The following is a 14,753-nucleotide window of genomic DNA, read 5'->3' on the forward strand; positions in this document are numbered from 1 at the left end:
GGGGCAGTGGAATTCATAAGCGTCGGTCAACCAGTGCCAAAGACGCATGACAAGTTTCAGCATGAGTTCTTTTCACCGCGATGACGAATTGTTGAGTGTACATTCGCGATAAAATTGGCTGAGAGTATGGTGTATTTATTTCTCGACTATACGATAATGTTTCTGAAAATTACTGTCGAGAATTTGTCAATGCTGTGACCGGATCAAGGCGGGCGGCATTGCGCGCCGGCAGGTACCCGAACGCCACGCCAATGAAGCTGGAGCAGGTAAGGGCGATGAGGATCGATCCGCTGGAATAGATGAGCGTGAAGGGCGAGCCCGCCAGCGAGAACGCGACCCCAAAAGCAAGGGCCAGTCCCACCCCCACCGCTCCACCCAGCAGGCAAACCATCACCGCCTCAGTGAGGAATTGCTGCAGGATATCTGCCGGTCGGGCGCCAACCGCCATCCGCACGCCGATCTCGCCCACGCGTTCAGACACCGATACGAGCATGATGTTCATGACCCCGATGCCGCCGACAATCAGCGAGATGACGGCGATCGCGGCGATCAGCAGCGTCATCGTCTGCGTCGTGCTGGTGATGGTGCGACGGATGTCGTCGGTGTTGAGGATGAAAAAGTCCTTGCTGCCGTGGCGCTTGGTGAGAAACCGCGTCACCTCCTGCGCGGCATAGGCACTGTCGACGTCGTCCTTGATCTTCAAGGTGATCGAGCGCAGGGCCGTGGAGCCGAGAATGCGGGTCTGCACGGCGGTATAGGGCAAATAGAGCGAGAGGTTCTGGCTTGATCCGAACCCGCCCTGCTGGGGCTGGGTGATGCCGACAACGCGCGCCGGCACGGTGCCGATCAGGACGACGGCGCCGATAGGCTCCACGCCGGCCGCGTCGAATAGCGCCTTGCGGGTGTTCTCGTCGATGACGACGTCCAGCGCCCGGGAAGTGACGCTCGCTTCGTCGAAGAAGTGGCCGCGTGCCAGCTTGGTGCCCTTGGCGGCGAAATAGCGCTCGCTCACCCCGTTCACCAGAGCGTTCGCTTCCTTGGCGCCCAGGCGCACCGTGCTCTGGGTCGAAACGGTGGGGGTTGCTGCGGCGACATAGGGTTGGCGGGCGAGCTGGTCGGCATCGGCTGCCACCAGTGTGGTGATTTTCCCTGAGCGCGTGTCGCCAAAATCCTTGCCGGCGAATATCTCGATCGTGTTGGTGCCGAGCTGGCTGATATTGGCCAGCACCCTTTGCCGGGAGCCTTCGCCCAGCGCCACCACGCACACCACCGACGCGACGCCGATGACGATGCCAAGCATGGTGAGGCCGGTGCGCAGCCGATGAGCATTCATCGACATCAGCGCCATGCGGAACGCCTCGCGGAACGGGTCGAGCTTTTGACGCCAGCTGGGCCGGATTGCTCCCGAGGCCTTCGATTCCACTGGGGGGGACGCGCGGTCCGCCCCCGTCCGGCGGTCGTCGACGATCCGGCCATCGTCGATCTCGATGATCCGCCGGGCCCGCCCCGCCACATTCATGTCGTGGGTAACGATGATCACGGTGCGGCCCTCGGCGTTGAGTTCGTCGAGAATCCGCAGCACCTCTTCGCCGCTCTGGCGATCAAGCGCGCCGGTTGGCTCGTCAGCGAGGATGACCTCGGCGTCGTTCATCAGCGCGCGGGCGATGGAAACACGCTGCTGCTGGCCGCCGGAAAGCTGGCCGGGTCGGTGGGCGAGCCGTGACGCCATGCCGAGCCGGCCGAGCAGCGCGGCGGCGCGGGTCCGGCGCGTGCCCGGCGACAGGCCGGCATAGATGGCGGGTATCTCGACATTGCCCAGCGCGGTCAGTTCGGCCAGGAGGTTGTAGCGCTGGAAGATGAAGCCGAAATGCGCGCGCCGCAGGCTCGCCCGTTCATCCGCTGTCAGCTGCGCCACGTCACGGCCGGCGATGCGGTAACGTCCCTCGCTGGGCCGGTCGAGGCAGCCGAGAATGTTCATCAGCGTCGACTTGCCGGAGCCCGAGGCGCCGACGATGGCGACCATTTCGCCGGCCATGATCGAGAGATCGAGGCTTCGAAGCACCGTGACCGTTTCTTCGCCCGAGGTGTAGGTGCGCGTGACCCCCTCCAGCGCGATGAGCGGCGCCGCTCCGGCATCTGCGTCGTTCATGGTCAGAACCCCATGGGCGGGGGCCCGGGCATGCCGGACGTGGAGGGGGCGACACTGGCCGTGTCGCCGGTCACCACCTGCTCGCCCACCGAAAGGCCGGCGCGGATTTCGGCGACGGTCTTGTCGTTGAGGCCGATTTCGACTCTGCGGGTCTCGACCCGGCCATCGCCGCGCAGCACCCGAATCTCGTAGAGCCCGTCCGCTCCGCGCGCGCCCAGCGCCATGGCGGGGAGGGTGAGGACGTCGACAGCATGTCCGACGACGATGTGGACCTCGGCCGTCATATAGGTTCGCAGCCGCCCGTCCGGGTTCGGCACGTGGAGGATACCGTTGTAATAGATCGCCGAACTGCTGCTGCTTGACGTGCTCGACGAGGAAGCGGTGGCGGTACTCGAGGAGAAGCTGTCGTCGTTCTTGATTGATTCCGGCGCTGGTTCGATGAACGCGAGCTCGGTCTCATAGCGGCGGGTGCCTTCGCCGACGGTGGTGAAATACGCCCGCTGGCCGGGGGCAGTACGCACGATGTCGGCCTCGGAGATTTCGGCCCGCACCGTCATCGTGTCGAGCTGGCCGAGCACCATAATGGTGGGCGCGGACTGGGCGGCGTTCACCGTCTGGCCCTCCTGACTGACGATGGCGAGCACGGTGCCGTCGATGGGGGCAGTTATGCGGGTGTAGCCGAGATTGGACTGGGCATTCTCTACCGCGACCTCCGCCTCGATGATCTGCGCCTTCAGTTGGTCGATCTGCGCGCGGGTGGCCTTTACATCCGCTTCGGCCGCCTCGAAATCGGCCTGCGACACGATCTTGTTCGTCACCATGGAGGCGCGGCGCTCAAGGATCAGCACATCGCGATGCAGTAGCGCTTCTTTCTCGACGAGTTGGGCCCGAACATTGTCAAGCGCAGCGCGGGCCGTGCGCAGGGCGTTCTCCTGCAGCACGGAATCGATTTCGGCGAGCAGATCGCCGGCTTTCACCTGCTCACCAAGTGCTATCGCGACGCGGGTGATGCGCCCGGAGGCCTGCGCCCCGACGGCTACCAGCTTGACAGGCTTGAGCGTGCCGGTGGCCAGCACAGCCTCCTCAACCTCGCCACGCACCACCCTTGCCGTCACCAACGTTGAGGCGGGGTCGGTGTCCCAGAGGCTGTGAGTGCCGTAAGCAGCTGCCAGAAGGATGAGAAGCGCCACCAGCAGCAGCGGCGTGACAAGCCTGCCCTTCACTGTACCTCACTCGGTTCGACCAGTCGCCGGCTCGGCGAGCCGTGTTGGAGTAGCCCCGGCCGATTGCCGGGCTGTTTCCCGCGAGATTGCGAAGAGAGTCATTTCGTGTCCCGGAATGGCTCCAGGCCGGCGCAGCAACGCTGGTTTATGCATGTCGCCACACGCGGCGAGGCGGCGTTGCCCGTTATGTCGCTCCGGCCGCGATCCGGTCTGGTGTGGAGCTTCGCGACAAGTTAACGCAGCGTTAACCATGCTACCCCGATGCTGCCTGAGGTGCGCGCCCGGTGCGCCGCAGGGCAGATTCGAGACTTGTTGATGCGACGGCGCCTTTTCACGAGATGCGGATCGGTGATGCTTGCCCTGTGGGCAGGCCTTCCGGCCCTGCCGGCTGCCGCGGACGATATCAGTTGCCAGCTCACGGCCACGGCTCTGCAATGCGGCGGCGTGGCGAGCGGTGCAGATTCCACCGCCATCGGCGATGACGCGCAGGCGACCCAGTCCGGCACCACCGCCGTCGGACAGGGTTCACGCGCGTTCTCCGACAATACTAGCGCCTTTGGCCAGCTCGCCGTTGCCAATGGGGTTTCCTCCACCGCCATCGGCTGGAGCGCCACGGCCAATGGCGAGGAAGCGACCGCAACCGGTCAGAGCGCTGTCGCCAATGCCGCCTTCTCCTCGGCCTACGGCAGTGGCGCGAGCGCTAACGGCGTCGCTTCATCCGCCATCGGCCAGGACGCGCTCGCCAATGGCCTCAACGCCACAGCCGTGGGGCAGGGTGCGCGGGCTAACGCTTCTGCGGCCACTGCCATTGGCCAGGGGGCCGTCGCGAATGCGGCAAACGCTACCGCTCTCGGCACTGGCGCCACTGCCAACGGCGCCGGCTCAACCGCGCTCGGGCAAGGCGCCGTCGCCAATACGGATAACGCCACGGCTCTAGGCTTCGGCGCGACGGCCAATGGCACGGGCGCTACCGCTCTCGGCCATAACGCCGTGGCGGCCGGGGCGGGCGCCGCGGCGCTCGGGCAGAACGCCAATGCCTCCGCTGCCCAGTCCAGCGCCCTCGGCTATGGCGCCATCGCCGCCTATGAGGGCTCGACGGCGATCGGCGCGGGGGCGACTACCAGTCGGACCAACCAGGTCGCGCTGGGAACCGCCAGTTCCACCTACACCATGTCCGGCCTGACCTCCGGCGCCAGCCGCGCCGCGCAGAGTGGGGCGGTGCAGATCGTCACCACCGACGCCGCCGGCAACCTTGCCAGCGCCAGTACGGCGGAACTGTTCGACCTGCGCCCGGTAATGGCCGAGATCGGCCGCGTCAGCGAGGGCGTCGCGATGGCGATGGCGATGGACACGCCGCCTCTGCCGAGCGGCAAAAACATGGCGCTGAGTGCGCAATGGGGAACGTTCGGCGGCCAGAACGCGCTCGCCCTGTCCAGCATCGCGCGGATTCATGAGGATTCCTTCTTCGTCACCGGCAGCATCGGCATTGGGCTCAACGAAGGCACCGTCGGCGGCAAGGCCGGCGTGCTGTTTGCCTGGTAGGGCCGATGCAGCGCCGCGTCCACCTCTCGGCTCTCGTGCTCATTTTGGCGATGCTCGTGCCGGCTGTCGCCCGTGCGCAGGAAAAGCCTGCCGATGCGGTTCCCCCGCCGGCGGTACTGCTGGCCCTGTTGCGCGGCACGCTGATGGCGCTCAACCAGGCCAATATCACCGGCAATTATTCGGTGCTGCGTGACCTTGCCGCCCCCACCTTCCGCGATGCCAATTCGAGTGCCGCACTCGCCGATCGCTTTCGCAAATGGCGCGAGGGCCGGCTCGACTTCGCCGCCGTGGTCCTGCTCGACGCCAAGCTCTCGGCCGCGCCGGACATCGGACCGGACGGCGCCTTGCGTCTACGTGGCTATTTCCCCACGGCGCCTCTGAGGATCGGTTTCGATGTCGCCTTTCTGCCGGTAGAGGGGCATTGGCGTCTCGGTGCCATCACCGCCGAACCGCTTGAGCCGGAGGCCACAGGATCTATCGCCCGCGCGGTGAACACGCCGGCTCAACCGGAGCAGGCAGCGCCTGTCCAGGCGAATGCGACAGGTGCGCCCACGACATTCCGCCTGCCGGATTTGCCCTCCGCAGCGAGCCTCGGCATTCCGCTTCCCCCCGGCGACCGCCCGCGCGGCTAACGCAGGCGCGAGCGATAGGTAGCGACTATAGCGGCGCCGGGACGGTCGGATACCCCTCCAGCGGTGCGCTGGGCACAGTGGGCGCCCCTTCGGAAGGTGGCGACACGGAGCGAGGCGCGCTCTCCAGCGTGCGCGCCGGCGCGGGCGGCGGGGCGCTGGCCCCGCTCGTGCCGAAGGTCTCGGCGGGATAGATGATTGGTCCGCCGATCCGGCCAAGCTCCGGCGAGGCCGGCAGTGGCCGACCATAGGGTTGCCAGCTGCGCGGCAGGAAATAACCATTGATGGTGTAGCGGTACATGATCCGCAGGAGCGAGGCCTCGCTCGCCCCGCTCTGGCAGAAGCGCAGTCGCACCGAGAGCACGCCGCGATCCCCCGTCAGGACATTGACCCGATCCTGCCCCTGGATCCGCTGCCAGGCATACATGCACAGGTCGCGCCCCTGCCCACGGCCAAGCGCGTAGCCGAACGGCCCATAGCGGTTCTGGACGAAATAGGTTGAGGGGCTCATGCCGAGGCCCGGCAGCGCTTGTTCCATTTCCTCCGAGATCGCCTCGTCAGTGAGGAAGGTATCGCTCTTGAGGTTCTCGGGGCCGGTGCGGCCCTCCACCGGGCCGAAAAAGGTGACATCAAAGGCGTTCTGGCCCGGTGTCGCCGCTTCCGTAGCGAGCATCACCTCTTGCTGCAATGCGTTGGCAAAGCGGGTTTCGATGACGCCGATGACCCGCGGGCCGCCTGGCTCAGGGAGAACCAGAGCCTCAACCGCAGGCACCTCGATCGCCATGGTGGCGACGACCGGCGGCCCGCCGCGCGCCGTCACGCAGCCTCCCACCACCAAGACGCAACCCATGGCGAGCACACGCCGGCGAAAGCCTCGCGTGCTTGGCTGAGTGGCGCGTGCTCTCGCGCGATGCACGGCGGCGTTGTCCGCGCTTGGGGTGGGGCGGGTCATGGCCAGCTTGTCGGTCTCGCAAAACGAATCACGCATTTTAGCAATCTAGCGCTCTGGGGCCGCCACAGAAACGGTCAAAGATCGAACAAGATATCGGACGAAGTGATGGTCTTGTGAAGTCTCAGTTCGCCCGGCGACTTGCGGCTATTCCCAGTGTCACGTAAGAGCCGCCGCCAAGGCGACTGTGGAGACCGGCCAAGATCATGAATAGGAAGTGGCTTACTGGTATTTGGGTAATGTTGATCGCTATGGTGGCGTTCATCATCACCTTGCCGGTTAATTTGCAGGCGCAGCTTGTTACCGGCTGTATTGTGATTCTACTAATTGTCTTTTTGAAAATGTTTGCGCCCGAAGGGGTTCCGCGCATGGTTGCGCTGGCTCTGGGTGTCTCGATGGTATTAAGATACGTGTATTGGCGAACGACGTCTACCCTCCCGCCGATGGAGGATCTGGCCAATTTCATTCCCGCCGTGCTGCTCTACAGCGCGGAAATGTACAGCGTCGCCCTGATGGCGCTCAGCCTTTTCGTCGTCTCGTCGCCGCAGCCGCCGCGCATCGCGCCGGCGATCGCGCCCGGCAGCGAGCCGACGGTCGACATCTTTGTGCCGAGCTATAATGAGGATGCCGGCCTTCTCGCCACCACGTTGGCCGCCGCCTCGGCGATCGATTATCCCCGCGATCGGTTCACCGTGTGGCTGCTCGATGATGGCGGCACCGATCAGAAATGCGAACAGCATGACCTGGCAGCGGCCCGCGAGGCCCAGATGCGGCGGGAGACCCTGACCGAGCTGTGCCGTGAACTGGGGGTGAACTATCTCACCCGCCCTCGCAACGAGCACGCCAAGGCTGGAAATCTCAACCATGGCCTCACGCATTCGAGCGGCGAACTCATTGTCGTCTTCGATGCGGACCATGCGCCGGCGCGTCCCTTCCTCCGAGAGACCATCGGTTATTTCAATGAGGATCCGCGCCTGTTCCTCGTCCAGACGCCGCATTTCTTCATCAATCCCGATCCAGTCGAGCGCAGCCTCGACACCTGGCGTCGCATGCCGTCGGAGAACGAGATGTTCTACGGCGTCATCCAGCGCGGGCTTGACCGCTGGGGCGGCGCCTTCTTCTGTGGCTCGGCGGCGGTGCTGCGCCGGAAGGCATTGCAGGAGACCAACGGCTTCGCCCATTCCTCCATCACCGAGGATTGCGAAACGGCGCTCACCCTGCATGCGCGCGGCTGGCACAGCGTCTATGTCGACACCCCGCTCATCGCCGGGCTGCAGCCGGAGACCTTCGCCAGCTTCATCGGTCAGCGCTCGCGCTGGGCGCAGGGCATGTACCAGATCCTGCGCTTTCATTTCCCGCTGTTCCGCTCGGGCCTGACCATCGCGCAGCGCATCTGCTACATGTCCAGCATTCTCTTCTGGTTCTTTCCGATTTCGCGCGCCATCTTCCTTGTCGCGCCGTTCTTCTACCTGTTTTTCTCGCTGGAAATATTCAACGGTTCCGGTGCGGAGTTCGTTGCCTATACGGCTGTCTACCTCCTCACAAATCTCTTTATCCAGAGTTATCTCTACGGAAAATATCGCTGGCCGTGGTTTTCAGAGCTTTATGAGTACATACAGACCGTCTATCTGCTTCCTGCACTTCTATCGGTCATGATCAATCCGAAAAAGCCGACCTTCAAGGTGACGTCGAAAGGCGAGACCATTGATGAGAACCGCATTTCGGAAATAGGGATTCCGTTCTTCGTCATCTTTGTGATCCAGATCGTCGCGGTGTTCGTGACCTTCTGGCGGATTGCGACGGAACCCTATGCGGCCGACATCACCATCGTCGTCGGCATGTGGAACCTGCTCAACCTGATCATCTCCGGCTGCGCCCTCGGCGTGGTGTCGGAAAAGGCGGCCAAGCGGCACAGCCAGCGCATGGCCATTACCCGGCGCTGCAGCCTGCTGATCGACGGCGTCGAGGTGCCGGCCATCATAGACGACGTCTCCATGGGCGGCGTGCGAGTTCGCACCGAATTGCCGCCCGAGGCGAAGGCGCGCGTGGGCATGCATGCCGTGGTTCGGGTGACGCCGCCGGATGAGTGCATAAGCGATACGCTGCCGGTGCTCGTGCGCAATGTCGCACTCGACGAGGGCGTGGTGGTGCTGGGGACCCAGTTCAACGCCAAGACCGCCGCTCACTATCAACTGATCGCCGATCTCATTTTCGCCAATGCGGACGAGTGGAAGAAATTCCAGGCGGGGAGGCGGAAGAATCCTGGCGTGTTGCGCGGCACGGTGATGTTCGTGATGATGGCGGGCTTCCAGACCCTGCGCGGCCTCGCCTACGTCACGCAGCTGGAAAGGCTGACCCGCCGCTTTGCGCCCCGCCTTTTCGCGGGGGCGCATGGCCGATGAAGACTCTCTTGTACTCTTTGCCGGGCGGCGCCCTCCTTGCTGGGCTGCTTCTCGTGACCTGCGCCGCCACGGCGCAGCCGGCTTTCAACATCGGCGAAGGAAGCACGGCGCCAGTCGGTGCGGTGGTGTCACCTGCCTTTGAAAGTGGGAAGCACGGCACCGGCGCGGGCGATAGCCCCTCTCCCGCCTTCGAAATGCAGGGTAGGATGAAGTGGCCCGGGGATGCCACGTCCGTTCCGGCCACGACGGCGCCGACGGGGGCGCCCTTCACCATGACGGCGCCCGGTTCCTTGACTGGGCCGGGCAGCGCGCTCGATGCCGCGCCACAGCCGGGCGCTGCGGCTCCGGGCTATGTGGCGCCGTTCCAGATGCTGCCGGGTCAGCCGATCGCGCCCGCGCCGGCCAAGACCGACGTGACGGGGCCGATCACGCCCGACCGCTTCATCGTTCCTGTTCCGTACCTCCGGCTTGAAGGCGAGTCGGTGTCACGCGGCTGGGTCACGTATTTTACCCAGCAGGAGGTAGAGCGTCCTGCCACGCTGCTGATCGGCTACGTCAACGCGATTTACGTCATGCCGGAACTGTCGAGGCTTCGCGTCACGATCAATGGCCAATATGTGACCGAAATTTCGATTGCCTCGCCTCAGGGACCGACACAGGTTAAGGCGACGATCCCCGCTGGCGTCCTGCGCGCCGGGGGAAATCTCATCCGCCTTGATATGCAGGCGGTGCATCGCACCGACTGCTCCATCGAATCGACCTACGATCTCTGGATAGCGCTCGATAATGAGCTGACCGGCGTGTCGTTCGCGGGCGGGCCGGTCTCACCGCCCTCCATGGTCGACGATCTTCCCGCCGTCGGCGTCGATGCGCGGGGCTCGACCCACATCCGCTTCATCCAAGCCGGGCCGATCGAGCCCCTTCACAGCGCTCAAATGCTGCTGGCTGCGCAGGCGCTGGCGCTGCGCGGGCGCTATTCCCATCCGATCGTCTCGATCGTCGGTCCCGACCCGGGCCCTCCGGCGCCGGGTACGCTGAATGTCCTGCTCGGCTCGCCCGAGGATATGCGCAATGCGATGTCGTTTCCTCCGCCGATGGCGCCCAATCAACCCCTGGTGCGTTTCGTCAATGACAGCCGGGCTGGTGGCACCGTCCTGCTGCTGGGCGGTGAAACGGAGCGCGCCGTCGAGGCGGCAATCGACCGCCTGACCTCGGGCAGCGGGCATTCCGATGACAACAAGGTGTCGATTTCCAGCCGCTTCGCGCCGGACGCCCCTTTCTTCACCGGCGCGGGCAGCGTCCGCTTTTCGGAACTCGGCGTGACGACCCAGGAGTTTTCCGGTCGCCGCCTGCGGATGCGTTTTACCATTGGCCTGCCCGCCGATTTCTATGGCGCGGCAAATGGTCAGGCGCGCATCCTGCTCGACGCGGCCTACGCGCCGAGCGTGCGTCCGGGTAGCCAGCTTTCCGTTTACGTCAACGGTTCGCTTGCTTCCGCCTACATGCTCACCGAGCCGCATGGCGGGCTGATGGAACGCAAGGTCATCAAGGTTCCGCTGACCCATTTCCGCGCCGGTATCAACCGGATCTGGATCGAGGTGACGCTGGATGTCGAGGCCGACAAGATCTGCGGTCCCGGCGCCACGCTGGTGCGTCAGCAGCGTTTTGTCGTGTTCGATACCAGCCAGTTCGTCATGGACGATTTCGCGAGGATCGGCACAAGTCCCAATCTCGCGGCGTTTGTCGGGCGGGGTTTCCCTTATTTCCAATCGGCCGAGCCCGTGGCGGTGGTCATGCGCCATGACATCCCGACCGTCGCCGCGGCCGCGACGGTCATGGCTCGGCTCGCCCTTTCCCATGAGAGCACGACCTTGGTCGACATCGCCCCGTCGCCCGCGTCTCTCACCAGCCGTCCCGTTCTCTTCATCGGCAACATCAATCACATCTCGCCCGATGTTCTGCGTCAGGTCAAAGTTGTGGATGCGAGCAAGATCCGCTGGCTCGCCGACGCCCCGAACGACAGCGAGGGGCAGGGGACAGCGCCCACTTGGGATGGCGGTTTAATTTCATCGCCGGGGCAGTTCCCCATGCTGGATACAGCGGTGCGGGTGCGCTCGGGCTCCGGCAATGAAGATATCTACGACCGCTGGCGTGATGAAGTCGCCGGCGAAGGCGTCGTCAGCGCCAAACTCCTGCATTTCCAAAGGTGGTTCAAAGATACCTTCGGCATATCGCTCTCCCTTCCTGGGGCTGGTAGTGGTGAGGAGCCATTCACTCCGCCGCCGAACACCTCGGTGCTCGTGGCCCAGGGTTTTGCGCCGAACAGCGATGCGGTATGGACGCTTATCGCCGGCCATACGGCTGACAGTCTCGACGCCGCCATCGACGACTTCACTCTGCCAGAGTACTGGGCGAAGGTCTTTGGCCAGGCTGCCGCATTCGCTGCGGCGACCGGACAGATGGACATTCGAATGCCCACTGATAGGCGATTTGTCGTGACCGAAGCGCTCGGGCCGTCCAATCTGCGGCTCATCGCGGCAAATTGGCTGTCGCTGAACATTGTCACTTACGCGCTGGTTCTGGTCCTATGCTGCATCGCCTTCGCCGTCGTCACCAGCCTGCTGCTCCGGCGCCGGGCGAGAGGCGGAGGCTAGGCGGCTTCTCGTGTCCAGCAGTCCTTCTTCCGGCGCTGCTGCTTCTGGCCGCTTTCGTCGCCACACCGGTCAGTGCCAGGGTCCAGCCTGGCATGATCTCGCCCAGTGACTGGTCCGCCTTTAGCGCGCGTTTCATCGACCCGAGCGGCAGGGTGATCGACGACGCCAATGGTCGGATCAGCCATTCCGAGGGGCAGGGATACGGCATGCTGCTGGCCTTTCTTGCAGGTGACAAGGCGAGCTTCGAGCGGATTTGGACCTTCACCCGTACCGAGCTGCTGATCCGCGACGACGGGTTGGCCGCCTGGCGCTGGGACCCGAATGCGGATCCGCATGTCACGGACATCAATGTCGCCAGCGACGGCGACATTCTGATCGCTTATGCGCTCGCCCTCGCAGGCCCGGCGTGGAACGTGCCGGACTATGTGCGGAGCGCGACCCTTATCGCCCAGGCGCTCGGCCAGCAGGTGATCCGCCGTGAGGGCGGGCGGCTTGTGCTGCTGCCGGGCGCGACCGGCTTTTCGGTCGGCGAGCGACCGGATGGGCCGGTTCTCAATCTGTCTTATTGGATTTTCGAGGCCTTTCCGGTTCTCGCCCCGCTCGCGCCCGAGGTCGACTGGGAGGGGCTGGCCGCCTCCGGTCGGGAATTGTTGTCTCTCTCCCGTCTCGGCCCGGCAAGGCTGCCGCCCGACTGGATCTCCGCCCCGGCAGACGGGCCGCTGGAGCCGGCGCAGGGCTTCGAGCCGGTCTTTGGTTACAATTCATTAAGGATAGTTCTTTACCTTCTGCGAGCTGGCATCAACGACACCGACGTTCAAAAGGCCATTCTCAATAACTGGATGGTCCAGAATGGCGGGATGCCGGCGATCGTAAATATTCCGACCGGCAAGGCTTTGGCCCGGCTGCCGGAGCCCGGTTACCGGATGCTTGCGGCGACGCTTGCCTGTGCGACCGACGGCACGGCCATTCCGGCCGACCTGCGGCGCCTGCAACCGAGCCAATATTATCCGTCGACCCTTTATCTCCTGAGCCTTTCGCTGGTTGGTGAGAAATATCCGACATGTCTTCGCTGAGGTTAATCCTGCTGATCCTGATTGGGGCGGCTGCCGTCCCGGCCATCGGCCAGCAGTTTACCTCTCCTTCCTCCTCTGAAGGCACCTCCGCCCCCACCGGCACAGCCCCGACGCCCAAGGTCGACGAGTCGGCTCTGCGTTTCTTCGCGGCCCAGGGCGACAGCCAGCGGCTGGAAGCCGAAATGGCGCGACTGCGGGCGCTTTACCCCAATTGGCAGCCGCCCAAGGACCTATTCAGTCCGACCCCCGACCAGGATCCGGACATGGTCCGCCTGTGGCAATTGTTTGCCGAGGGCAAGTTCTCCGACATACGCGCCGCCATCGCCCAGCGTCAGGCGGCAGAGTCCGGCTGGCAGCCGCCGGCGGACCTGCTGAACCGGCTGGATGAGGGCGAGGCCGCCCGCCGGCTGGTCAATGCCGCCGAGGCCAAGCAATGGGCCTCTGTTCTGCGCATCGCCACCGACACGCCCGGCATGCTGGTCTGCGCCAACATGGATGTTCTGTGGCGGGTGGCGGAGGCCTTTGTTCGGACCGACGCGACCGAGCGGGCCAAGGACGTCTACGCCTATATTCTCAGCACCTGTCCCGACCCCAAGGAGCGTCTCGCCACCGCGCAGAAGGCGATGCAGGTGCTCGACGGCCCCGAACTGGATTCGCTGCTGGCTCTTCAGCGTGCCAAGCCCGACGGTACCCCCGAGTTCGCCAGCCTGCGCGACGATCTTCTGCGCACGCTGGTCGGTCGCGCCGCGCAGGATGCGACCCTCAACGTTTCCGCTGAAGACATCGACGCTTTGGAGCAGTTGGCCCGCAATGGTTCGGCGGCCGACGACGCGCTGGTTCTCGGTTGGTATGTCTTCCGGCGCGGGGATGCCGCGCAGGCGCTCGACTGGTTCAAGCTGGCGCTGGATCGCAAGGGCGGGGCCTCGGCCGCCGAGGGCTATGTGCTGGCGCTGGAGGCGACAGGGCGGGCGTTGGAGGCCGAGCCGATCGCCTATCAGTGGCGCGACGCGGGTGCCGACAACCGGATGGCCTATATCGACCTCATGGCCGGCCTGCTCTCCGCCTCGCCGCCGCCCCGACTCGACCAGTCGATCGTGGCCCGTTTCGCGCCGGTTGTGTCGCAGGATAAATCCGCAACCGGCGCGCAGGCGCTCGGCTGGTACGCCTACAATACCGGACAGATCCGCACCGCCGCCTCCTGGTTCCGCACCGCCGTGCAATGGGCGCCGGAGGACGAGGCGTCCGCCTTTGGGCTCGCCCTTGCCAGTGCGCGCCTGAAAGACAACGCGACTCTCGACGCCGTCGCCGCCACCTGGGCCCGGAAGTCCGAGCGTATCCTGGCGCTGGTGTCGCCGGCCACCCGCCGCCAGTTGGCGGGCCGTGCGCCTGTCAGCAGCCCGCCTCCGCTGCCGGCCGCCTCCGCACCCACGCCCATAGCCCGGCCGAAGGCAATGGCGACTTCTGTTCGCCCGGCCGCACCCGTAACGCTCGATCCGGCGCCCAATGGCCGGGTCGGCTCACATGACATGGGCCGTGCGTCGGCACCGTCGGCCGCACGTGGCCGCGCCGACTGCTCAGGCGCTGGCGCCGCGGCTTTCCGCGCGGACCGCCTCTCGGCCGACGACGCGGTGGCGCGCGGCTGGTGCCTGCTCGATCTCGACCGTCCGAGGGAGGCCATCAATGCATTCGACGTCGGCATTCGGAATGGCGCAGGCCGCACGGCCGAAGACGCGGCCTATGGCAAGTCGCTGGCTTATCTGCGGCTGGGCCTGACCAACCAGGCGCAGGTGGCGGCGATCGAGACGGCCCAGCCGCCCGCCCGCGCGGTGGAACTGAGCGTCGATCTTCTCACTCAGCGCGCTATCGCCGCCTATCGCGACGCTCGCTATGTCGAGGCGATCCTGGCGCTCGATGAGCGCAACCGCCTCGCGCCGGAGCAGCAGGACCTGATGATGATCCGGGCCTGGTGCTATTTCAAGCTCAGGGACTTCGCATCCGCCGGGCGGATCTTCAAGGCCCTGCGCGCCGCCGGCTATGCGGAGGCCGGCGCCGGCATAAACGCGATCATGGCCGTCACGCGCCAATGGCGCAGCTGAACCGCTACTGCCTGCCTCGCTGAGCCGGTTCCGGCG

The 14,753-nt window shown here is 65.2% G+C and carries 9 protein-coding genes; 6 read left to right on the plus strand and 3 right to left on the minus strand.

Going from position 1 to position 14,753, the window contains the following annotated elements; genetic code table 11:
* Nucleotides 1–169 precede the first annotated feature (169 nt).
* Nucleotides 170–2,149, minus strand: a complete 1,980-nt coding sequence (locus A3M1_RS0114385; protein ID WP_018389683.1) for a MacB family efflux pump subunit — start codon at nt 2,147–2,149, stop codon at nt 170–172.
* A gap of 2 nt (nt 2,150–2,151) precedes the next feature.
* Nucleotides 2,152–3,372 (minus strand): efflux RND transporter periplasmic adaptor subunit, encoded by a 1,221-nt coding sequence (locus A3M1_RS0114390; protein WP_018389684.1) that lies wholly within the window; start codon nt 3,370–3,372, stop codon nt 2,152–2,154.
* 261 nt (nt 3,373–3,633) lie between these two features.
* Here A3M1_RS0114390 and A3M1_RS0114395 point away from each other — a divergent pair, with 261 nt between their 5' ends.
* Both A3M1_RS0114395 and A3M1_RS0114400 read left to right on the plus strand, forming a co-directional pair.
* On the plus strand, nt 3,634–4,914 hold the full coding sequence (locus A3M1_RS0114395; protein WP_245261677.1) for a YadA-like family protein: 1,281 nt from the start codon (nt 3,634–3,636) through the stop codon (nt 4,912–4,914).
* A 5-nt stretch (nt 4,915–4,919) separates the two neighbouring features.
* A complete protein-coding gene (locus A3M1_RS0114400) occupies nt 4,920–5,546 on the plus strand; it encodes a hypothetical protein (protein ID WP_018389686.1) in 627 nt (208 codons plus the stop codon).
* A 25-nt stretch (nt 5,547–5,571) separates the two neighbouring features.
* Here A3M1_RS0114400 and bcsN read toward each other — a convergent pair whose 3' ends face one another.
* Nucleotides 5,572–6,363 carry a cellulose biosynthesis protein BcsN gene (bcsN, locus tag A3M1_RS0114405; RefSeq protein ID WP_018389687.1) on the minus strand — a complete coding sequence of 264 codons (792 nt, stop codon included), beginning with the start codon at nt 6,361–6,363 and terminating at the stop codon, nt 5,572–5,574.
* 335 nt (nt 6,364–6,698) lie between these two features.
* Here bcsN and bcsA point away from each other — a divergent pair, with 335 nt between their 5' ends.
* The 4 genes from bcsA (at nt 6,699) to A3M1_RS0114425 (ending at nt 14,717) form a co-directional block, all read left to right on the plus strand.
* Nucleotides 6,699–8,894, plus strand: a complete 2,196-nt coding sequence (gene bcsA, locus A3M1_RS0114410; RefSeq protein WP_026221323.1) for a UDP-forming cellulose synthase catalytic subunit — start codon at nt 6,699–6,701, stop codon at nt 8,892–8,894.
* The gene (locus A3M1_RS0114415) at nt 8,891–11,548 is read left to right on the plus strand and encodes a cellulose biosynthesis cyclic di-GMP-binding regulatory protein BcsB (protein ID WP_245261678.1); all 2,658 of its coding nucleotides are present in this window, start codon (nt 8,891–8,893) and stop codon (nt 11,546–11,548) included. The genes bcsA and A3M1_RS0114415 overlap by 4 nt, the downstream gene beginning before the upstream one ends.
* 92 nt (nt 11,549–11,640) lie before the next feature.
* Nucleotides 11,641–12,621, plus strand: coding sequence for a glycosyl hydrolase family 8 (locus tag A3M1_RS0114420; RefSeq protein ID WP_018389690.1), 981 nt, complete (start codon nt 11,641–11,643; stop codon nt 12,619–12,621).
* On the plus strand, nt 12,609–14,717 hold the full coding sequence (locus A3M1_RS0114425; protein ID WP_018389691.1) for a hypothetical protein: 2,109 nt from the start codon (nt 12,609–12,611) through the stop codon (nt 14,715–14,717). The genes A3M1_RS0114420 and A3M1_RS0114425 overlap by 13 nt, the downstream gene beginning before the upstream one ends.
* Nucleotides 14,718–14,753 lie beyond the last annotated feature (36 nt).

It is taken from the genome of Ancylobacter sp. FA202, assembly GCF_000380205.1.
Taxonomy (GTDB): domain Bacteria; phylum Pseudomonadota; class Alphaproteobacteria; order Rhizobiales; family Xanthobacteraceae; genus Ancylobacter.

What these genes read in the sequence shown, in the direction of transcription:
- A3M1_RS0114385 (WP_018389683.1), bottom strand. Translation starts at nt 2,149, where the DNA reads ATGAACGACGCAGATGCCGGAGCGGCGCCGCTCATCGCGCTGGAGGGG.
- A3M1_RS0114395 (WP_245261677.1), top strand. Translation starts at nt 3,634, where the DNA reads ATGCTGCCTGAGGTGCGCGCCCGGTGCGCCGCAGGGCAGATTCGAGAC.
- A3M1_RS0114400 (WP_018389686.1), top strand. Translation starts at nt 4,920, where the DNA reads ATGCAGCGCCGCGTCCACCTCTCGGCTCTCGTGCTCATTTTGGCGATG.
- bcsA (WP_026221323.1), top strand. Translation starts at nt 6,699, where the DNA reads ATGAATAGGAAGTGGCTTACTGGTATTTGGGTAATGTTGATCGCTATG.
- A3M1_RS0114415 (WP_245261678.1), top strand. Translation starts at nt 8,891, where the DNA reads ATGAAGACTCTCTTGTACTCTTTGCCGGGCGGCGCCCTCCTTGCTGGG.
- A3M1_RS0114420 (WP_018389690.1), top strand. Translation starts at nt 11,641, where the DNA reads ATGATCTCGCCCAGTGACTGGTCCGCCTTTAGCGCGCGTTTCATCGAC.
- A3M1_RS0114425 (WP_018389691.1), top strand. Translation starts at nt 12,609, where the DNA reads ATGTCTTCGCTGAGGTTAATCCTGCTGATCCTGATTGGGGCGGCTGCC.